The organism is Cupriavidus sp. FW216-B1 (assembly GCF_058789195.1).
The window spans coordinates 541,139-562,250 of record NZ_JBYTEL010000003.1 but is presented as its reverse complement, the minus strand read 5'-3'; the positions used below and the strand labels follow the sequence as shown (position 1 = coordinate 562,250).

Here is a 21,112-nt window from a genome sequence, read left to right as displayed (position 1 = left end):
CCTTGCGCGCTGCCCGTTTCATAGGCCGCGCCTATCGGCCTCGTTTCCCGATCAAAAAGATTTCCGGACTCGGACGGTACCGCCGCGGCTGCCTGATCGGCTTTAAAGGTAAGGGCGCGTGCTTGCCGGCAGCGAAGCGCAATGGCGGAAAAACGAAGACAAAGGGAAAACTGCTCATGCCTTTCAGATGGAATCAGAAAACGCGGGCGTGCCGTGCGCTGGGCGCGGCCCTGGCCGTGGCGAGCGCCAGCCTGTGCGCGCAGACGGCGATCAACATGCAGGCCCAGCCGTTGTCGACGGCGTTGTCGCAGCTTGCGCGGGAACGCGGCGTCAATATCCTGGCGCTCGACAATCTGGTCGCCGGCCGCGCCGCGCCGGCCGTTTCCGGCGTGATGACCGTGCCGCAGGCGCTCGACCGGCTGCTGCAGGGCAGCGGGCTGACGGCGCAGCAGCAGGACGAGAAGACCTACGTGATCCGCGCGTTGCCGCCCGCGCGCAAGGAGCCGGCCTCCGGCGCGGGCGCCAGCGTGCTGCCGACCATCACCGTCACCGACAGCAGCGCGCCATCGGATTCGGGTTTCGTCGCGGTGGCGACCTCGACGGCCACGCGCACCGACACGCCGATCGCGGAAATTCCGCAGTCGGTCCAGGTCGTGACGGAGGACGTGCTGAAAAGCCAGCAGGTGCAGTCCGTCGGCGACGCATTGCGCAACGTCAGCGGTGTGTCGATCTCGAACGCGGGCGCTGACAGCATCGGCGGCACGCCGTACATCCGCGGCATGACGGCGGCGGTCAGCGTCAATGGCGGCATAAGTCTCGCGCGCGCGGATACCGCGCTGTCGCTGCCGGCGATCGCGCTCTCGAGCGTCGAAGTCCTGAAGGGAGCGAGCGCGATCCTGGCGGGCGCATCGGATCCCGGCGGCATCGTCAACATCAACGTCAAGCGTCCGCAGGCGGAGCCCGTGCGCGAAGCGACCCTGCAGACCGGCTCGTACGGCAACCTGATGGGCGGGCTCGACCTGGCCGGCGCATTCTCGGAGGACAAGAAGCTGATCTACCGCTTCGTCGTCTCGGGCGAGCGCAACAGCCGCGATTTCATCGGCCACGACGGCAAGCGCGATTTCTATGTGGCGCCGTCGATCGGCTGGCGCAGCGGCGGCACCGATCTGGCGGTGGGCTTCGAGCAGCATACGGGGCGGCAGCCGCCCCCCAGCTATACCTTCCCCCTGTTGAGCGGCCCGGCGCCGCTCACCGGGCTGTCGGGCCGCGCGGACGACCACATGTCCGTCAACAGCACCTCGGCGTACTACGACCTCAAGCAACAGCTGACACCCGGGCTGACCCTGCAGAGCAAGGCGCGCTATATCGCCGACAGCTCGATCAACTCGGCCTACACGGCTTTCCCCGCCGACATGGGCACGTCCGATCCCCTGGCGGTGTACACCGGCGTTGCCAGCCGCACCAGCGTGCGTTCCTTCAATCTCGACAACAGCCTCAAGGCCAGGTTCGCCACCGGCCCGGTCCGGCATACGATGCTGGCCGGCTTTGCCTATACGACTGCGTGGACTTCGGTGAACGGCGGCTACGGAGGCATGGCGTTCGGAGCGTTCCCGATGTCCGATCTGCCGCCGCTGAGCCAGGTGGTTACTCCGCAGCCGTCTTTTACCTATTCGGAACGCACTTACCAGAACGTCTTTTATCTGCAGGATCAGCTGAAGTGGGACAGGCTCACCGTCCTGGCGAGCATCAACCACGGCCAGGCCTGGTCCAGCCTGCAGCCTTCGGTGGACGCCTGGTCGCCCGGCATCGGCTTCGTGTACCAGCTTACCGATGCGGTGGGGATCTACGCCAACGCGCTGCGCAGCTTTTCGCCGCAATCCAATATCAGGCGCGACCTCGGCAGGGCCGAGCCCATGCCGCCGCAGACCGGCCGTTCGGTGGAAGCCGGCGTCAAGCTGAACCTGCTCGATGACCGCCTCACGGGGACGCTGGCGGTGTACCGCGCCGCCAAGTACAACGTGGCGATGAGCGATCCGACGAATCCGGGCTTTTCCTTCCTGGTGCCGGGCGTCGTGAGCCGCGGCTTCGAAATGGACCTGACCGGGCGCCTGATGCCGGGCTGGAACATCATCGCCAGCTACACGTACGCCAATCAGTTGCCGACCGAGGGCAACATCAGCCAGCTGCCGCGAAGCTCCGCCAGCCTGTGGACGACCTATGACCTGCAGGGCGAGACCCTGCGCGGCTGGGGCGTCGGCGTCGGCATCTGGGCGCGCACCCGCTATCAGGCCACTGCCTTCACCGGCGAAAACCGCTCGATTCCCGGCCAGGCCCGCACCGACGCGAGCCTCTATTACCGCGACAGGCAGTGGTCGCTGACGCTCGGCGTGAAGAACCTGTTCGCCCGCACGCTGTACGGCGATTACGCCAGCCAGCAACTGGTGGAAGTCCTGCCGGGGCGCCTGGTGTACGTCACCGCGACCCACAACTTCTGAGGCGCCTCATGGAGATCTTCGTGCCCTCGCCGCCGTGGCGGGCCCGCCCGGCGCCCGATGGAAAGCCGCGGCCATCCGCGCATGCGCGCCGGCTCGGCGGCGTGGCGTTCACGCTGCTGCTGCACGGGCTGGCGCTGTTCGGCATCGCGCGATACGCGCCGCCCGCCTCGCTCGCGGCCGCCGGCCGCCCGGTCTCCGGCGCGGGGGTGCGCGTCACGCTGGTGTCGGCGCCCGCTCCGGCACCAGCGCCCGCGCCGGAAAAACCGGCACCGGCGGCCCGGCCCGCGCCGCCGCGCCAGGCCGTGCCGCGGCACGCGCCGGTGCTGGCCTCGGCGCGCTCGCAGGCGGCGCGCAGCGTGCCGGCGGAAACCGCGCCGGCCACGCCGCCCGCGCCACCCGAAGCGGTCACGCCGACGGCATCGCCAACGGCGCAGGCGGCGGCGCCGACCGCGCCCGCGGCGCTCAACCGCGAGCTCAACCTGCCCGGGGCCAATGCGGTCAGGGACGTCGCCCGCATCGTGTGCCATTTCGCCCAGCCCGCCTATCCGGCGGTGGCCCGGCGGCTGCGCCACGAAGGCACGGTGATCCTGCGCGTGACGATCGACGTCACCGGCAGGGCCGCCCAGGTCGAGGTCGACACCAGCAGCGGCTTCGCCGAGCTCGACGCCGCCGCGGTGCAGACCCTGCGCGCCGGCCGCTGCGATCCGTACCTCGAGAACGGCTTGCCCGCCAGCGTGCGCGCGGTGCAGACGCTGGCCTTCAACCTCACCAACTGACTCCACCGGATTCCAAGGAGAACCTCGCTATGCAATACGGACTGAACGCGGTCTGGCAGCAGGGCGACGCCGTCGCGCGCGCCATCATGCTGCTGCTCATCCTCATGTCGATGCTGTCATGGGGCGTCATCTTCTACAAAGGCATGGAGCTCGTCCGCCTCAAGCGGCGCGCCACCGCCGCCGAGCGGGATTTCTGGCTGGCGGGGTCGCTCGCCGAAGCGCAGGCCTCGCTGGGGCGCGCGGGTCCGGGCAACCCTCACCTGGACCTGGTGGAGGCGGCGCAGGAGGCCTATCGCGGCCCGCACTCGGAAGAGATGATGGCGCCCGACGAATGGCTGCACCGCTGCCTGGGCATCGCGCTCGACGAACATCTCGCCCGCCTGGCGAGCGGCCTGGGCGTGCTGGCCTCGATCGGCAGCACCGCGCCGTTCATCGGGCTGTTCGGCACGGTATGGGGCATCTACCACGCGCTGATGGCGATCAGCGCGGCGGGCCAGTCGAGCCTGTCGCAGGTGGCCGGCCCGGTCGGCGAATCGCTGGTGATGACCGCCTTCGGCCTGTTCGTGGCGATCCCGGCCGTGCTCGGCTACAACACCATCGCGCGCAACAACCGCGGCGTGGCGCACAAGCTGCACCGCTTCCGCCACGAGCTCCATTCGTTCTTCGTGCGGGGCGAGCGCGGCCGGGCCAGCAAGGGGACGAACATCGCGCCGTCCTCGCGGCCCGCGCTGTCGATCATGATCCAGCAGGGGATCTGACATGGCGCCCTCGTTCGAAGAGCACGACGACGTCGTCACCGAGATCAACATGACGCCGCTGATCGACGTGATGCTGGTGCTGCTGATCGTCTTCATGGTCACGCTGCCGGCCATCACGCACGCGGTCAAGCTCGAGCTGCCGCGCGCGAGCAGCACGCCCGCCGACAACCAGCCCGAGCGCGTCGAGGTCTCGGTCGACGCGGGCGGCGCCGTCGCGTGGAACGCCCGGCCGGTCGACGAAGGCGCGCTGGCCGCCAGGCTGGCGGTGGCGGCCGGGCAGCAGCCGCAGCCGGCGCTCCAGCTTTACGCCGACCGCGCGACACCCTACGAGGCGGTCGCCGGCGTGCTCGCGGCCGCGCAGCGCGCCGGGCTCACGAACATCAATTTCGTGACGACGCCGAAGTCCTAACCCAGCCGAGAGTCCATCCGTGAAGTCCCTTTTTCGCGAATCCGGCGCGGCGCCCCGCGCGGCGGCGCCGATCGTTCCGCCCGGCGGCACCCTGCGCGCCGCCTGGCGCCTGGCGTCTCCGGTCCTGGGCACGCCGCTGCGGTGGAAGGCCGTCGCGCTGCTGGCCCTGGCCATCGGCCTGACCCTCGTCACCAACCACGTGATGGTGGCGTTCAACGCGTGGCACGGCGTGTTCATGGACGCGGTGCAGCGCTACGACGTGGCCGGCATGGGCCCCATCGCCCGCCAGCTCGCCGCCATCATGGCCGCGATCGCGGTGCTCGCCTCGCTCGACATCCTGCTGCGCTCGACGCTGGAGATCGGCGGGCGCAGATGGATGACCGAACACATGATCGACAAGTGGCTCGCGCGCGGCGCGTTCTACCGCATCGAGCGCGACCAGTTGGTCGACAACCCCGACCAGCGCATCACCCAGGATGTGGCCCAGTTCGTCTCGCTCGGCTACACGCTGACCATCGGCTTCATCGCGGCGCTGGTGAGCCTGGCGAGCTTCTCGGAGATCCTGTGGCGGAAGTCGGGGCCGATCGACTTCGTTCTCTTCGGCCACGCGGTCGTGGTGCCGGGCTATCTGTTCTGGGCCGCGGTGCTGTACGCGCTGGGCACCTCGTGCCTGGTCCACCTGGTCGGCAAGCCGATGATGCGGCTCAATTTCGCCAAGGAGCGGGCCGAGGCCGATTTCCGCTTCATGATGACGGGCGTGCGGGAGCACGCCGAGCAGATCGCGCTGTATCGCGGCTCGCGGACCGAAAGCCAGCGGCTGCGCCGCGGCTTCGACGCCGTGTGGCGCAACGCATGGCAGATCGTCCGCTTCGACGTGCGCTTCACCCCGCTCAACGTCGTGCTGCTGCACATCTCCGTGTTCGTGCCGACGTTCATCGTGCTGCCGCGCTACCTGTCGCACGCGATCACGCTCGGCGACATGAGCATGATGGGCTCCGCGTTCACCACGCTGGTGATCACGCTCTCCTGGTTCATCGCGAACTACCAGAGCCTGCAGAACTTCCGCGTCATCGTCTCGCGCCTGGACGGACTCGAGCGGGCCACCGGCGCGGCGGACGACGCGCCGCGCGGACCGGCCATCGCGCACGCGGCCACGGCCGGGCAGCGGCTGGGCGCCGCCGGCCTGACGCTGGCCACGCCCGGGGGGCGCATCCTCGCCCGCGATCTTTCGTTCGAGCTGGCGCCCGGCGAGCGCTGGCTGGTGCGCGGGCCGTCCGGCGCGGGCAAGAGCACGCTGATGCGCGCGCTGGCCGGCATCTGGCCCTACGGCGGCGGCACCGTCACGATGCCCGGCGGCGCGAGGATCCTGTTCCTGTCGCAGAAGAACTACCTGCCGGCCGGCACGCTCAAGGCGGCGCTGTGCTATCCCTCGGCCGAGGATGCCTTCCCCAACGCCGTGTGCCGCCAGGTGCTGGTCGATTGCCAGCTCGGGCAGTACTGCGGCCAACTGGAAGAATCCGCGCCCTGGGGCCACCGGCTGTCGCCGGGCGAGCAGCAGCGCCTGGCGATCGCGCGCGCGCTGCTGCAGCGGCCCGACTACCTGCTGATGGACGAGTCGACCAGCGCGCTCGACCCGGATACCGAACGCCATCTCTACAACCTGCTCGTGCAGCGCTTGCCGGACACGGCGCTGTTCAGCATTTCGCACCACGCGACGCTCGGCACGTTCCACACGCACGTGCTGCATGTGCAGGACAGCCTGTCCGCACAGGGACCCGCCGCGCGGACCGGTTCCGCCGTTTCCATGCTGTCCGTCTGATGTCCGTCCGGCGTCTGTCCGGCGGCCATCCGGCGTTTCTCCGAACCAAAGGAAGCCATTGATCATGAGTGCTTTGATCCTCAATACCACCGACGCGACCTTCGAGCAGGATGTCCTGCAGTCGGAGCCTCCCGTGCTGCTCGATTTCTGGGCGCCCTGGTGCGCTCCCTGCAAGGCGCTCAACCCCATGCTGGAGCGCCTTGCCGGCCAGTACGCCGGCAGCATCCGGATCGTCAAGCTGAACATCGACGAAAACCCCGAAACCGCCAGGCGGTTCGGCATCCGCAGCATCCCGAGGCTGATGCTGTTCGGGCAGGGCGAACTGCGCATGCCGCACGTCGCGCATTCGCAGGCCGGCCTCAAGGTGCTGTTCGACGACCTCACGAAGGCCGTGCCCGCAGCCGCGGCGCCGGCGGCTGCGGCCGTGCCGAGCTTCGGCGGCGATTCCGTGCTCAAGGCGGACTATCTGCGGCGCCTGCGGGCGGCAGTGTTCGACACCGACAACCTTCCCGCCGACAGCGCGGCGACGCGTGCCGGCGCGTTCGCCGGCACCACCGGCGGCCCGCACACGCTGGGCAGCCTGCTCAACGGGCTGTGGTGGGTCGTCCGGGAGCCGGAAGACGGCGCGCCGGCCCACGACTGGGTGGTCGATTTCGTGGAAGGCATCCCGGTCGGCATCGACCTGGCCCGCGTCTCGCTCGTGCTGGCGGACTGGCTGCTGCACGACCCCGGCATCGGCAGCGCGCGCAACGCGCCGACCGAGGCCGCGCGCGCGCTGTGCGAGCGGCTGGCCGCGTTCCACCGGCGCGAACTGGACGGCGAGCCGGCCACGGAACAGGAATGGTCGGTGCTGCTGCGCGACGTGGTCGCGCTTGCGCCGCCGCCGTTCGATCCCGATGCCGGCGGCGAGCTGCCCGACTGGTCGCCCGAGCAGGGGTTCCTGGTCAACTTCGAGCGCACGACGATGGCGCTGGCGGAGTGCGACATCTCCGCGCTGTTCTTCGCGTCGTACAGCCGCGCCCTGACCGCCGAGATGGCGCGCCTCGGCTGCTGGGGCGGCGAGGACCAGAAACAGATGCAGTCCGTCTACGAGGCAACGTGGAAGGGGCTGTCGTCCACGCTCGGCGAGCGCCCCGCCGACGGCGACGCCGAAGCGCTGGCGCGATGGGAAGCGCGCAGGCAGGCGCTGCGCGAGCAGGTGCGGCCGACCGTGCGCAAGACCCATCCGGCGCTGCAGGCGCGCCTGGAGGCATGGGAGGCGGTGCAGCAGGCCAATGGCAGCCGCCTGGCCAATCTCGTCGGCGCCCGCTTCAAGGCGCTGTGCGCGGCGGCGCCCGTGATGGCCGCCGCCGACTGAAGACCGACCGGCTGCCAGCGAGGCGCCGAAGACCGGCGACGGACCGCCGCGCGAGCCATGCCGCGGCGCCTCGCCATGCCAGCCAACACCACCTGTTCACCATGCATATCCCCGAACCCGGCATCCGCCACCTCGCGCTCGCGCAGGACATCCTGCTGGCGCCATACGGCCACGACGAAACCCTGCTCACCGGGACGCTCGCCGACATTTTCACGCACCAGGTCGACTACGCCGACCTCTATTTCCAGTCCACCCGCAGCGAGGCGTGGAGCCTCGAGGACGGCATCGTCAAGTCGGGCAGCTTCAGCATCGACCAGGGCGTCGGCGTGCGCGCGGTGGTGGGCGAGCGCACCGCGTTCGCCTACTCCGACGACCTCTCGCCGGAAGCGATCCGCGAGGCCGCCGCCACCACCAGGGCGATCACCCGCGCCGGCGGCGGCAGCCGGAAGATCGCGGCGGCGCCGGCGCTCCGGCGCGCGGCGGGCCGCGACCTGTACCGGCCCGCCGATCCGCTGGCATCGCTCGACGCCACCGCGAAGGTGAAGCTGCTCGAGCGCGTCGAGCGGATGGCCCGCGCGCGCGACCCGCGCGTCAGGCAGGTGATGGCCAGCCTGACCGGCACCTACGACGTGGTGCTGGTGGCGCGCAGCGACGGCGTGCTCGGCGCCGACGTCCGCCCGCTCGTGCGGCTCTCGGTCACGGTGATCGCCGAGCAGAACGGCCGGCGCGGAGAGGGCGCGGGCGGCGGCGGCGGCCGTACCGACTACGGCGGCTTCACCGACGCGGTGCTGGCGCGCTACGTCGGCGAGGCGGTGGACACCGCGCTGGTCAACCTGGAGGCGCGCGCCGCGCCGGCGGGCGTGATGACCGTGGTGCTCGGGCCGGGCCTGCCCGGCGTGCTGCTGCACGAAGCGATCGGCCACGGCCTGGAGGGCGACTTCATCCGCAAGGGCTCGTCGGTGTTCGCCGGCAGGCTCGGCGAGCAGGTCGCGGCCCGGGGCGTCACGGTGGTCGACGACGGCACGCTGCCGGGCCATCGCGGCTCGCTCAACATCGACGACGAAGGCAACCCGACCCAGTGCACGACGCTGATCGAGGACGGCATCCTGACGGGGTACATCCAGGACACCCTGAGCGCGCGCCTGAACGGCATGCCGGTGACGGGCAACGCGCGCCGCGAGTCGTACTCGGCGCTGCCGATGCCGCGCATGACCAACACCTACATGCGCAACGGCGACAAGGACCCGCGCGAGATCGTCGAATCCGTGAAGCATGGCCTGTACGCATGCAAGTTCGGCGGCGGCGAGGTCGACATCACGAACGGCAATTTCGTGTTCTCCGCCTCCGAGGCCTACCTGATCGAAGACGGCAGGATCACGCACCCGGTGAAGGGCGCCACGCTGATCGGCAGCGGGCCGGAATCGCTCAAGTACGTCAGCATGATCGGCAACGACATGGCGCTCGACGCGGGCGTCGGCAACTGCGGGAAGATGGGGCAGAGCGTGCCGGTGGGGCTCGGCCAGCCGACCTTGCGGATCGACCGGATGACGGTCGGCGGAACCAACTGAAGCATCGACGGATACATGACAATGGCTGTTACTTCCGATACGCGGGCGCGGCATTTCGCGCACACGCAGGACCAACTGAAAGACATGGCGGCGGACATTCTCCGCCACGCCAGGGCGCTCGGCGCGACCGACGCGGCCACCGAGATTTCCGAAGGCGACGGCCTGTCGGTGTCGGTGCGCCGCGGGGATGTCGAGACCGTCAAGCGCAGCCGCGACAAGACCGCCGGCGTCACCGTCTTCATCGGCAAGCGGCGCGGCACCGCCAGCACCTCGGACTTCTCGCCGGCGGCGCTCAGGGATACCGTCGCGGCCGCGTGCAACATCGCGCGCTTCACGGCCGACGACGACGCGGCAAGCCTGGCCGACCCCGACCTGCTCGAGACCGCGCCGCGCGACCTCGACCTGTACCACCCGTGGCCGCTTTCCGCCGACGACGCGGTGGCAGTCGCCCGCCGCGCGGAAGCGGCGGCGTTCGCCGCCGGCGCGCAGGTGCGCAACTCGGACGGCGCGAGCGTGTCGGCCCGCCACTGGCAGTTCGTGCGCGCGACCTCGCAGGGCTTCGCCGGCGGCTATCCGCATTCGCAGCACTACATCGCGTGCGCGCCGATCGCGGGCAGTGGCGCCGACATGCAGCGCGGCAACTGGTACACCGTGCAGCGCAGCGCGGACGATCTCGCGTCGCCGGAGTCGGTCGGCCGCCGCGCCGCGCAGCGGGCGCTGGCGCGCATGGGCGCGCGCCGTCTCGACACCTGCAAGGTGCCGGTGCTGTTCGAGGCCGCGCTGGCGGCGGACCTGCTTGGCGTGTTCGCCCACGCGGCCAGCGGCGGCATGCTGTACCGCAGGTCGTCGTTTCTCGCCGACAGCCTCGGCAAGCCGGTGTTCGCGCCGCACGTGCAGATCGCCGAGGACGCGCACCTGCCGCGCGCGCTGGGCAGCGCGCCGTTCGACGCCGAGGGCGTGCGCACGCATGCGCGCAGCCTCGTGAAGGACGGCGTGGTGGAGGGCTATTTCCTGTCGACCTATTCGGCGCGCCGGCTCGGCATGCGCAGCACCGGCAACGCCAGCGGCCCGCACAACCTCGCGCTGCGCAGCGCCCGCACCCGCGGCGGCGACGATTTCGGCGCGATGCTCAAGACGATGGGCACGGGCCTGCTGCTGACGGAGCTGATGGGCAGCGGCATCAACTACGTGACCGGCGACTATTCGCATGGCGCGGCCGGGTTCTGGGTCGAGAACGGCGCGATCCAGTATCCGGTCGAGGGGATCACGGTGGCCAGCACGCTGCAGGACATGTTCCGCAACATCGTCGCGGTCGGCGCCGATGCGATCGTGCGCGGGACCAACGAATCCGGCTCGGTGCTGATCGAGCAGATGACGATCGCCGGCAAGTAAGCCGCGGCCTGCCGGCCGCACCCATGCCTGTGTCCGGCGCGCGCACGATGCCGGGCACAGGCGCCGCACATCGCCGCCGACGCGCGGCAACCGTCCCGAGTCCCCACGCAGGCCTGTCCCGATGCCGCCGCCTTCGCGGGCGAAGGCACGCCGTCATGCCACGTTCCGCATGCGCGCTCCGCATTTTTTTCGACGTCATCGCGGCGAGTTCCGCGGCCTGCCAGCCGCCGGAGCGGGGCCGGTTTCACGATGGTTCCCGCGCTGCACCGCCTTGGTGTGGATGGCCGCCGAACGGCCGCGCGCTGCTGCATGCCGGTGCAGCCGAAGCGCGCGAAAACGCGGGGCGCGCCGCCGCGAAAACCGCGATCGCGCGGCAACCTGGCCTGACGTGCCCGTGACTGCGCAGCCGGGCGCAACCGCGGGCAAGAAAGGCCGCTTCGCCGCGCATTTCATTGCGCATGCGCGTCGCGCGGCGCCGCTGCGGCGGCACGCTGGCACGGCAGTTGCAATGAAGAAACCGGGAGCCCGGTGCCGCCATGCATGCCGGACCGGAACGAAGAAAAGGGAGAGAAAAACCATGAAGAAGTCGGCCCCCGCAGCCGGTGCCAGCGCGCTCGCGCCTGGCGCGCTTGCATCCCCGTCCCGATGAGCGCCGGTCGCCGCCCGGCGCCGGGCGCGATGGATTGCCGCGGCGGTCCCGGCAACATCGTCCGCGCGGGAATGCCGCCGCGCGCGCCTGGAGCCGCGTGACCATGAATTTCGTCGATGAACTGGTGAACGGCTATCAGGAACTGGTGCGCATCCTGTCGCGCGAGCTCAACGTGGACGATGCCCGCGACGTGGCGCAATCCTCGTTCGAGCGCGCGCTGGTCTACGGGCAGACGCATCAGGTGGCGTCTCCGCGCGGCCTGCTGTTCCGCATCGCGCAGGGGTTGCGGATCGATCATGTGCGGCGGCGTTCACGTGTACTGTGGGAATCGTTTCATGCATCCAGCGAGGAGGGCGACGACGACTTCGACCGGTATGGCCATGTCGAAGTAGGCCCGGAGCAGGAAGCCGTGAGTCAGCAGACACTGCGGAAACTGTGCGAAGTGCTGGACGGACTGCCGCCCCGTTGCCGCGAAGCGTTCGTCCTGTGTAAACTTCATGGCCTATCCTATGACGAAGCCGCCGCCGAAATGGGCATCAGTGCCGCCGTCGTGCACAAGTACCTGATCCAGGCGATGCGGGCCTGCCGTGGCGCGACGCAATCATAACGAGCGGCTTCGTTTCCTTCACGCCAGTCGTCCAGACATGCCGACATGCCGTTAACTCCGTCCGAGCAGGACTATGCCGAAAGCCTCCTCGTGTCCGCCCAGTTCGGCGACACGGCGCAGAGCGCATCGGCCAGGGCCGCTCTGGATGACTGGACCCGCCAGAGCGGCGAGCGCCAGGCCTACGTGCGCCAGCTCGAAGCGGCCGACCGCTCGCTGGACCGGAACCTGTCCGACCTCAAGGTCCGCTATGCCCGGCACGTCGAGCCCACCCCCGCGCCGCGGCTCGCGCCGGCGCGCGCGCTGCGCTGGCACCGCTCGCCCGCCACGTACCTGCTGGCCGCCGGCCTCGCGGCCTCGGTGCTGTGGACGGTCAACCCCGTGCTGTCCCGGCAGGAAGCCTCGTCCGCGATCGGGCAGCAGCGCACCATCGACCTCGACGACGGCAGCGCGGTGCTGCTGAACACCAACACCGCCGGCCGCTTCGTCAACCGCCTGCGCTCGCGCGAATGGACGCTGGAGCGCGGCGAGGCGCTGTTCTCGGTCAGGCACAGCCAGTGGCGCCCGTTCCACGTGTTCGCGGATGCGATCAACATCCGCGACATCGGCACGCGCTTCAGCGTGCGCAGGCTGGCCGGCGGCGTCAGCGTGGCGGTGCTGGAAGGGCGCGTCGAGGTCAGCGCGGCCGGCGCCGCCGCGCCGGCCGAACTGGGGCCGAGCGAGGCGGTGCGGGTCGACGGCTCGGTGCTCACCAGCCTCGACCCGAAATCGTTCGATACGCTGGTGAGCTGGAAGGACCGGCGCCTCGACTTCAACGGCACCGCGCTGACCGATGTCGTCAGCGAACTCCAGCGCTACCGCGCCGCGCCCATCGTGCTGGCCGACGCGCGCGCCGGCAAGGTCCAGATCACCGGCGGCTTCTCCAGCGCCGACCCGGACCACCTGCTCGACATGCTGCCCGTGGTCGCCCCGGTGGCCGTGTCGCGCAAGCAGGACGGCACGGTGGTCATTTCTTCGCGGCGGTAGCGCGCGCGGCCGGGGAGGAAGGCGAGGCGGCGCCATGCGCAGGAGGTCTTTCCGGCGGGCAACAAAAAACCCGGAGAGCCGTGGGCTGTCCGGGTTTTCCGCATGCCGCCGGGGTGGCGGCAAGAATTCTTGTGGTGCCGAAGAGAGGAATCGAACCCCCGACCTTCTCATTACGAATGAGCTGCTCTACCGACTGAGCTACTTCGGCCTCACCATCCGTGAAACAACTACTGGATGAAGCCCGCAATAATAGCAACGTTTTCTGGGGATGGGAAGTCCCTGCCGCAAAAAATTCGCGCCTTCGCGAGCACGTTGCGGCACGGCCGGCGGCGGAAAAAAGGGACGTCCGCGGACGTCCCTTTTTCGTGGCCAGCCGCGACTGTCAGCCGGCGGCCTGCTCTTCCTGATGGTAGCGCGTGACGCGCTCCACCTCGTTCTTCGAGCCGAGGATCACCGACACGCGCTGGTGCAGCTTTTCCGGCTGGATCTCCAGGATGCGCTGCTGGCCGTTGGTGGCGGCGCCGCCGGCCTGCTCGACCAGCATGGCCATCGGATTGGCTTCGTACATCAGGCGCAGCTTGCCGGGCTTTTCCGGCTCGCGCTTGTCCCACGGGTACATGAAGATGCCGCCGCGCGTGAGGATGCGGTGCACGTCGGCCACCATCGAGGCGATCCAGCGCATGTTGAAGTTCTTGCCGCGCGGGCCTTCGTCGCCGGCCAGGCATTCGTCGATGTAGCGGCGCACGGGCGGGGCCCAGTGGCGCATGTTGGACATGTTGATGGCGAATTCCCTGGTGTCCTCGGGAATCGTCACGTCCGACTGGGTGAGCACGAAGCTGCCCGCTTCGCGGTCCAGCGTGAACATGTGCACGCCGTTGCCGACGGTCAGCACCAGCGTGGTCTGCGGGCCGTACACGGCGTAGCCGGCGGCGACCTGGTGGGTGCCGGGCTGCAGGAAGTCGGCGTCGGTCACGGTCTGGCCCGGCTTGGGCATGTGCAGCACGGAGAAGATGGTGCCGATCGAGACGTTGACGTCGATGTTGGACGAGCCGTCGAGCGGGTCGAACATCAGCAGGTATTCGCCCTTGGGATAGCGGTTGGGGATCTCGTAGAAGCTGTCCATCTCCTCCGAGGCCATCGCGGCGAGGTGGCCGCCCCATTCGTTGGCGTCGAGCAGGACTTCGTTGGCGATCACGTCCAGCTTCTGCTGGGTCTCGCCCTGCACGTTGCCGGTGCCGGCCGAGCCGAGGATGCCGGCCAGGGCGCCCTTGCTGACGGAGTTGGAAATGGCCTTGCAGGCGCGCGCCACGACCTCGATCAGCAGCCGCAGCTCGGGCTGGATCGTGTTGTGTTTGCGCTGCTCCTCGACCAGATAGCGGGTGAGGCTGATGCGACTCATGCGATTTCTCCTTGAATGGGCGCAATTCTACATGGGGCGCATGGCGCGCAGGCCGCCCGCGCGGGGGGATCGGCGCGGGCCGCCCGCGCGCGGACGGCCCGCCGGGGCGGCGCTTGCGGCGCTTGCCTACGACATTTACGGCGCCAGCGCCTTGCCCACGATCTCGCGCACGTCGCGCGACAGGTCGCGGGCGGCGGCCACCTGTTCCAGCGCGGCGCGCATGCGCTCGCGCAGCGGCAGCGCGTATTTCTGCCAGCGGTCCATCACGCGCGCCAGGCGCGAGGCGACCTGCGGGTTGATGGCGTCGAGCGCCAGCACCTGCTCGGCCCAGAACGCGTAGCCGGAGCCGTCCGCGGCGTGGAACTGGGCCGGGTTGGCGGCGCAGAAGCTGAAGATCAGCGAGCGCGCGCGGTTGGGGTTGCGCAGGTTGAAGGCCGGGTGCGTCATCAGCGCGCGCACGGTGTCGATGGTGTGCTTGCCGGCGTGGCCGGTGTCGCGCGGCTCCACCGTGCCGCGCTGCATGCCTTGCAGCGAGAACCATTTGTCGATCACCAGCGCGTCGTGCTCGAAGCGCTGGTAGAAATCGGCCAGCGCGGCTTCGCGCCCCGGGGCGAAGCTGTTGACCAGCGCGGCCAGCGCGGCGAAGCGGTCGGTCATGTTGTCGGCCGCGTGGTACTGCGCCTCGGCCAGCGCCTGCATGGCGGCGTCGCCGCTGTCGGCGAGGTAGCCCAGCGCCAGGTTGCGCAGCGCGCGCTTGCCGGCGGAGACGGCGTCGGGGCTGTACTCGCCGGGCGTGGCGTTGGCGTGGTAGGCGGCCAGCCAGTCGGCCTGGAGCTGGCGCGCCAGCGCTTCGCGCATGAACTGGCGCGCGCGGTGGATGGCGGCCGGGTCGGCCACGCCCATGCGCTCGGCCAGGTAGCCTTCGGCCGGCAGCGTGAGCGCCTGCTCGCGGAAGGCGGGGCTGAGCTGCCCGTCGTTGAGCACGGTGCGCAGCGCCGCCACCAGCGCCGGGTCGAGCCTGAGCTCGCGTGCGGCCTGCGCGTCCGACACCAGTTGCAGCAGGGCGCGCGTGGCCAGGCGCTGGCCGGCTTCCCAGCGGTTGAACGGGTCGCTGTCGTGGGCCAGCAGGAAGGTGAGCTGGGCTTCGCTGTAGTCGGCGTCGACGATCACCGGCGCGGAGAAATCGCGCAGCAGCGACGGCAGCGGCGGCGCCTCGCCGCGCGGCAGGTTGACGAAGCGGAAGCTTTGCTCGGCCTCGGTGAAGTCGAGCACGCGCGTGGTGGCGCCGGGCCGGCTCTCGCCTTCGAGCTGCAGCGGCAGGTCGCGGCCGCCGGCGTCGATGAGGCCCAGCGCGAACGGGATGTGGAACGGCAGCTTGTCCGGCGTGCCGGGGCGCGTCTCGATGCCGACCTTGGGGCAGTGCTGCGCGAGCGTGAGCGTGAGGCTGCCTTCGTCGCCGTTCCAGGCGGTGCGCACGCTCACCACCGGCGTGCCGGCCTGGCTGTACCAGCGGCCGAACTGGCTCAGGTCGCGCCCGTTGGCGTCGGCCATCGCGGCGCGGAAGTCGTCGCAGGTCACGGCCTGGCCGTCATGGCGCTGGAAGTACAGGTCCATGCCCTTGCGGAAGCCCGCGCGGCCCAGCAGGGTCTGGTACATGCGCACCACCTCGGCGCCTTTCTCGTAGACCGTGACGGTGTAGAAGTTGTTGATCTCCTCGTAGCTGTCCGGGCGCACCGGGTGCGCCATCGGGCCGGCGTCCTCGGGGAACTGCACCTGGCGCAGCACGCGCACGTCCTCGATGCGCTTGACCGCGCGGCCCGACTCGGAGCCCATCATGTCGGCCGAGAATTCCTGGTCGCGGAATACGGTCAGGCCTTCCTTGAGCGAGAGCTGGAACCAGTCGCGGCAGGTCACGCGGTTGCCGGTCCAGTTGTGGAAGTACTCGTGGCCGACCACCGACTCGATGTTGCCGAAGTCGGCGTCGGTGGCGGTCTGCGCGTTGGCCAGCACGTACTTGGTGTTGAAGATGTTGAGGCCCTTGTTCTCCATCGCGCCCATGTTGAAGTCGCCCACGGCGACGATCATGAAGCGGTCGAGGTCGAGCTCCAGGCCGAAGCGCCGCTCGTCCCAGCGGATCGAATGGATCAGCGAGTCCATCGCGTGGCGCGTCTTGGGCAGGTCCTGCGGCTCCACCCAGACCTGCAGCAGCTTTTCCTTGCCGGAGGCCGCGGTGATGCGTTCCTCGATGCGCTCGAGCTTGCCGGCCACCAGCGCGAACAGGTAGGACGGCTTCTTGAACGGGTCTTCCCACACCGCTTCGTGCCGCCCGCCGGGCAGCTCGCGCTCGCCGACCAGGTTGCCGTTGGACAGCAGCACCGGGTAGGCCGCGCGCTCGGCGCGCAGCGTCACGCGGAAGACGGACATCACGTCCGGGCGGTCCAGGTAGTAGGTGATCTTGCGAAAGCCCTCGGCCTCGCACTGGGTGAAGAAATTGCCGTTGGAGACGTAGAGGCCGGACAGCGAGGTGTTGGCGGCCGGCTGGCAGGCAGTGACGATCTCCAGCGTGCCGTGCGCGGGCAGCTCGGGCAAGGTGAGGGTGCCGGCCTCCTGGCGGGCATCGCCGAGCGGGCGGCCGTCGAGGCTGACGCTGACCAGCTCGAGTTCTTCGCCGGCCAGCACCAGCGGGCCGGGCGCCTGGCGCCGGAAGCGGAGCGTGTTGGTCACCACCGTGCGCGCCGGGTCGAGTTCGAGCACGAGGTCGACGTGCTCAAAAGCGAAGGCCGGCGGAGTATAGTCTTTGCGGTGGACGGTAACGGGCGTGTCGGTGCGCAGCATGAAAGAATCCTGTCCTCTGAAGGCCACATGAGCGGCATGGGCGGCATGGGCGCCATGCGGGGAAACCGGCGCGGCGGGCGAAAGGCCCGGCGGCCGCGCCGGCATGGCGCTGAAGAACCCATTGTAGCCAAGCGCGCCCCGGCCGGACATGCCAAGTACGGAAGAACAATCTTGCGAGGGGCATCATGACAAGACAAGGAGTGGCCGGCGCATGGGCGCGGCTGGCGGGTGGGGGCGCGCGGCGCGCCAGGGCGATGGCCGGCGCGGCGCTGCTGGGCGCGGCGCTGCTGTCCGGCTGCGCCAGCACCGTCACCACGGAAGTGACCGCCTTCCGCCAGGGCAACTGGCAGAACGACCCGCCGCGCACCTACGCCTTCGACCGCGCGCCGGGCCAGGACGCCCAGCTCGAGGACCAGACCTACGAGCAGTGGCTGGCGCAGACGCTGTCCGGCGTCGGCTTCGAGCAGGTGGCGCGGCCGCGGGCGCGCTACCTGGTCAGCATGGAGTACGACAGCAACCAGCGCCTGATGCGCGTGCAGGAGACCACCTATCCCGATCCGTGGTACGGCGGCCCGTACTGGGGCCCCTACTGGGGACCGTACTACCGCCCGTGGGGCTGGGGCGGCCCGGGCTACTGGCCGCCGGTCACGACCGTGCGCGACGTGCCGGTGACGCTGTCCATGCTGCGCGTGGTCTTCAAGGAGGCGGCCAGCGGCAAGAAGGTCTACCAGGTCAGCGCGTATCACCGCGGCGAGGGCTCGTCGCTGCAGGCGGCCATGCCCTACCTGATCCGCAGCGCCTTCACGCAGTTCCCGGCCGAGAGCGGCCGGCCCCATCGCGTGACCCTGCCGCTGGAGCCGGGCGACAAGTGAGGCGAGGGCATTGCCCCCGTCGCGGTAAAAACTGAATTGCCCGGCGCGGGGCCCGCAAGCCCTGCCCGCGCCGGTGGCGGGGGCTTCGCGCCGCGCCTGCCTGAGCTAGAATGACGGCTCGATTTTTCGGCCCGAAAGGCCGGAGCACGCCGAGAGCAGCGCGGGAGCGGTGGACTCCGGCCGGGCCACTACCCGGACGAGCACAATGAGCAGCAAGACCGGCGGTGATGCACCGCAACATGTCCCCAACAGCCCCGAAGCGCAGTTGCGCCTGGCGGCCCTGGAATATCACCGCAGCCCGACCAGGGGCAAGATCCAGGTAACGGCGACCAAGGCGCTGTCGAACCAGCGCGACCTGTCGCTGGCGTACTCGCCGGGCGTGGCCTACGCCTGCGAGGAAATCGCCAAGGACCCGGCGATGGCCGCCGAATACACCTCGCGCGGCAACCTGGTGGCGGTGATCACCAACGGCACCGCGGTGCTGGGCATGGGCGACATCGGCCCGCTGGCCGGCAAGCCGGTGATGGAAGGCAAGGGCTGCCTGTTCAAGAAGTTCGCCGGCATCGACGTGTTCGACATCGAGCTCGACGCGCGCGACCCGGACAAGATCGTGGAGATCGTGGCCGCGCTGGAGCCCACGCTCGGCGGCGTGAACCTCGAGGACATCAAGGCGCCCGAGTGCTTCTACATCGAGCAGAAGCTGCGCGAGCGCATGAACATCCCGGTCTTCCACGACGACCAGCACGGCACCGCCATCATCTCGACCGCGGCGCTGCTCAACGGCCTCAAGGTGGTGGGCAAGGACATCGCCAAGGTCAAGGTGGCGGTCTCGGGCGCCGGCGCGGCGGCCATCGCCTGCCTGGACACGATGGTGAGCCTGGGCGTGACCCGCACCAACATCACGGTGGTGGACTCGAAGGGCGTGATCTACGTCGGCCGCGACGCCAGCATGGAGCCCAACAAGGCGCGCTACGCGCAGGAAACCGCCGACCGCACGCTGGCCGACATCGTCAACGGCGCCGACGTGTTCCTGGGCTGCTCGACCGCCGGCGTGCTGACCGCCGAGATGGTCAAGACGATGGCCGACAAGCCCATCATCCTGGCGCTGGCCAACCCCGAGCCGGAAATCCGCCCGGAGATCGCCAAGGCCGCGCGCCCGGACTGCATCATCGCCACCGGCCGTTCGGACTACCCGAACCAGGTCAACAACGTGCTGTGCTTCCCGTACATCTTCCGCGGCGCGCTCGATTGCGGCGCCACCAAGATCACGGAAGCGATGAAGCTGGCCTGCGTCAAGGCCATCGCCGAGCTGGCCGAGGCCGAGCTCAACGACGCGGTGGCGGCGGCCTACGGCGGCCAGGAACTGAAGTTCGGCCCCGACTACATCATCCCGACGCCGTTCGACCAGCGCCTGATCGAGAAGATCGCGCCGGCGGTGGCCAAGGCGGCCGAGGAATCCGGCGTGGCCACGCGCCCGATCAAGGACCTGGAAGCCTACCGCCAGCAACTGTCGCAGTACGTCTACCACACCGGCCTCATCATGAAGCCGGTGTTCTCCGCCGCCAAGGCCGCGCCCAAGCGCGTGGTCTACGCCGAGGGCGAGGAAGAGCGCGTGCTGCGCGCGGTGCAGGGCGTGGTCGACGAAGGCCTGGCGCGCCCGATCCTGATCGGCCGCCCGCACGTGATCCAGATGCGCATCGAGAAGGCCGGCCTGCGCCTGAAGCCGGGCGTGGACTTCGAGCTGGTCAACCCGGAAGACGATCCGCGCTACCGCGCCTATCACGAGGCCTACCACGCGCTGCGCGGCCGCGACGGCGTCACGCCCGACATGGCCAAGGTGGCGCTGCGCCGCTCCAACACGTTGATCGGCACCATGCTGATGCACATGGGCGACGCCGACGCGATGCTGTGCGGCACCGTGGGCCGCTTCGAGGCGCACCTGGAGCACGTGCGCGACGTGATCGGCCTGGCGCCGGGCGCCAAGGTGTTCGCGGCGATGAACGCGCTGATGCTGGAAAAGTACACGCTGTTCATCACCGACACCTTCGTCAACGACGACCCGACCGCCGAGGAACTGGCCGCCATCACCCAGCTGGCCGCCGAGGAAATCAAGCGCTTCGGCATCCAGCCGAAGGTGGCGCTGATGTCGCACTCGATGTTCGGTTCGTCGAACCGCCCGTCGGCGCGCAAGATGCGCGCGGCCCACGAGATCCTGGCGCAGGTCGCGCCGCACCTGGAGGTCGAAGGCGAGATGCAGGGCGACGCGGCCCTGGTCGAGGACGTGCGCCGCCACTTCCTGCCGGGCACCCAACTGGCCGGCAGCGCCAACCTGCTGGTCATGCCGACGCTGGACGCGGCCAACATCGCCTTCAACCTGCTCAAGATCACGGGCGGGCAGGGCGTCACGGTCGGCCCGGTCCTGCTGGGCGCGGCCAAGCCGGTGCACATCCTCAACCCGCACGCCACCGCGCGCCGCATCGTCAACATGACGGCCGTGGCCGTGGCTGAGGCCAACTCGGTGCGCTGAAGCGGCGCCGTGCGGCTGCGGGCCGCGCCATGAAAAACGGGGCTCCTCATTGGAGCCCCGTTTTTTTGGGCCGGCTTGTGAAGCAGTCCCGCCGGTCCGGCAAAACCCTCGATGTTCCTGCGCCTGCCACAGGCGCCGCAGCCTGCCGTCGCGGCCTATTGCAGCAGGTTGTACTGCTCGCGCATCACCACGATGATCGATTTGGCGGCTGCCAGCTTGGTCGGCAGGTGGTCATCGCATTCGCGCGGGAAGTCGACTTCCGCGCTCCAGTTACAGCCGGTGTGGTCGGGCTGGTGCACGCGCATGGCGTGCAGTTCGCATTCGCCGCACTCGGGATTGTTGTTGAGGAACTGGTTCAGGATGGCCATCAACTCCGACCGGGTCTTTGCATCACGCCGCATGAGTCACCTCGTCCGTTGCCGTTTTGTTGCCTGGAACATAAATCTAGGCAGGCATCGGCGTGCTCGCCAATTGAATCGGTCTATTAAACAACGGCTTTCGATCCCGATGACACGGTAGACTGTCTCTATCGCATTGCAGCAATCCCATCGTTGCCGCGGCGTTCCGCCGCAGGCCCGGCGCCAGCCTCCCGCCGGAGCGCTCCGCAGCGATGCCTTCCCCCGAAG

At 69.7% G+C, this 21,112-nt stretch carries 15 protein-coding genes and 1 tRNA gene; 12 read left to right on the top strand and 4 right to left on the bottom strand.

The features are described 5' to 3' along the window. The first annotated feature begins 122 nt into the window (after nt 1–122). The 10 genes from AC3WXD_RS12235 to AC3WXD_RS12190 all read left to right on the top strand — a co-directional run bounded on the left by AC3WXD_RS12235 (nt 123) and on the right by AC3WXD_RS12190 (nt 12,853). Nucleotides 123–2,495 carry a TonB-dependent siderophore receptor gene (locus AC3WXD_RS12235; RefSeq protein WP_492323781.1) on the top strand — a complete coding sequence of 791 codons (2,373 nt, stop codon included), beginning with the start codon at nt 123–125 and terminating at the stop codon, nt 2,493–2,495. An 8-nt stretch (nt 2,496–2,503) separates the two neighbouring features. Beyond that, the gene (locus AC3WXD_RS12230) at nt 2,504–3,271 is read left to right on the top strand and encodes an energy transducer TonB (RefSeq protein ID WP_059413019.1); all 768 of its coding nucleotides are present in this window, start codon (nt 2,504–2,506) and stop codon (nt 3,269–3,271) included. A gap of 29 nt (nt 3,272–3,300) precedes the next feature. Next, nucleotides 3,301–4,029 (top strand): MotA/TolQ/ExbB proton channel family protein, encoded by a 729-nt coding sequence (locus AC3WXD_RS12225; protein WP_020202994.1) that lies wholly within the window; start codon nt 3,301–3,303, stop codon nt 4,027–4,029. Between the two features lies 1 nt (nt 4,030). Further along, nucleotides 4,031–4,438 (top strand): ExbD/TolR family protein, encoded by a 408-nt coding sequence (locus AC3WXD_RS12220; RefSeq protein ID WP_020202995.1) that lies wholly within the window; start codon nt 4,031–4,033, stop codon nt 4,436–4,438. Nucleotides 4,439–4,457: 19 nt separating this feature from the next. Next, the gene (locus AC3WXD_RS12215; RefSeq protein ID WP_492323780.1) at nt 4,458–6,257 is read left to right on the top strand and encodes an ABC transporter ATP-binding protein/permease; all 1,800 of its coding nucleotides are present in this window, start codon (nt 4,458–4,460) and stop codon (nt 6,255–6,257) included. Between the two features lie 64 nt (nt 6,258–6,321). Continuing rightward, nucleotides 6,322–7,614 carry a thioredoxin family protein gene (locus AC3WXD_RS12210; protein WP_492323779.1) on the top strand — a complete coding sequence of 431 codons (1,293 nt, stop codon included), beginning with the start codon at nt 6,322–6,324 and terminating at the stop codon, nt 7,612–7,614. A gap of 101 nt (nt 7,615–7,715) precedes the next feature. Then, nucleotides 7,716–9,182, top strand: a complete 1,467-nt coding sequence (gene tldD, locus AC3WXD_RS12205; protein WP_059413016.1) for a metalloprotease TldD — start codon at nt 7,716–7,718, stop codon at nt 9,180–9,182. A 21-nt stretch (nt 9,183–9,203) separates the two neighbouring features. Further along, nucleotides 9,204–10,574, top strand: coding sequence for a metalloprotease PmbA (gene pmbA / locus AC3WXD_RS12200; RefSeq protein WP_492323778.1), 1,371 nt, complete (start codon nt 9,204–9,206; stop codon nt 10,572–10,574). A gap of 752 nt (nt 10,575–11,326) precedes the next feature. After that, a complete protein-coding gene (locus AC3WXD_RS12195) occupies nt 11,327–11,830 on the top strand; it encodes an RNA polymerase sigma factor (RefSeq protein ID WP_020203000.1) in 504 nt (167 codons plus the stop codon). A gap of 45 nt (nt 11,831–11,875) precedes the next feature. Beyond that, entirely contained in the window at nt 11,876–12,853 is a 978-nt protein-coding gene (locus AC3WXD_RS12190) for a FecR family protein (RefSeq protein WP_492323777.1), read from the top strand. Between the two features lie 132 nt (nt 12,854–12,985). Here AC3WXD_RS12190 and AC3WXD_RS12185 read toward each other — a convergent pair. The 3 genes from AC3WXD_RS12185 to pepN all read right to left on the bottom strand — a co-directional run bounded on the left by AC3WXD_RS12185 (nt 12,986) and on the right by pepN (nt 17,087). Further along, a tRNA-Thr gene (locus AC3WXD_RS12185) sits at nt 12,986–13,061 on the bottom strand. Between the two features lie 174 nt (nt 13,062–13,235). Continuing rightward, nucleotides 13,236–14,252 carry a class 1 fructose-bisphosphatase gene (locus AC3WXD_RS12180; protein WP_020203002.1) on the bottom strand — a complete coding sequence of 339 codons (1,017 nt, stop codon included), beginning with the start codon at nt 14,250–14,252 and terminating at the stop codon, nt 13,236–13,238. Nucleotides 14,253–14,387: 135 nt separating this feature from the next. Then, nucleotides 14,388–17,087 carry an aminopeptidase N gene (pepN, locus tag AC3WXD_RS12175; RefSeq protein WP_492323776.1) on the bottom strand — a complete coding sequence of 900 codons (2,700 nt, stop codon included), beginning with the start codon at nt 17,085–17,087 and terminating at the stop codon, nt 14,388–14,390. A gap of 254 nt (nt 17,088–17,341) precedes the next feature. Here pepN and AC3WXD_RS12170 point away from each other — a divergent pair, with 254 nt between their 5' ends. Together AC3WXD_RS12170 and AC3WXD_RS12165 are read left to right on the top strand one after the other, a co-directional pair. Continuing rightward, on the top strand, nt 17,342–17,959 hold the full coding sequence (locus tag AC3WXD_RS12170) for a DUF4136 domain-containing protein (protein WP_492323797.1): 618 nt from the start codon (nt 17,342–17,344) through the stop codon (nt 17,957–17,959). Nucleotides 17,960–18,164: 205 nt separating this feature from the next. Further along, a complete protein-coding gene (locus AC3WXD_RS12165) occupies nt 18,165–20,486 on the top strand; it encodes an NADP-dependent malic enzyme (RefSeq protein WP_059413011.1) in 2,322 nt (773 codons plus the stop codon). A gap of 155 nt (nt 20,487–20,641) precedes the next feature. Here the strand turns inward: AC3WXD_RS12165 and AC3WXD_RS12160 are convergent, their stop codons facing one another. Then, on the bottom strand, nt 20,642–20,887 hold the full coding sequence (locus AC3WXD_RS12160; RefSeq protein WP_029043610.1) for a hypothetical protein: 246 nt from the start codon (nt 20,885–20,887) through the stop codon (nt 20,642–20,644). Between the last annotated feature and the right edge of the window lie 225 nt (nt 20,888–21,112).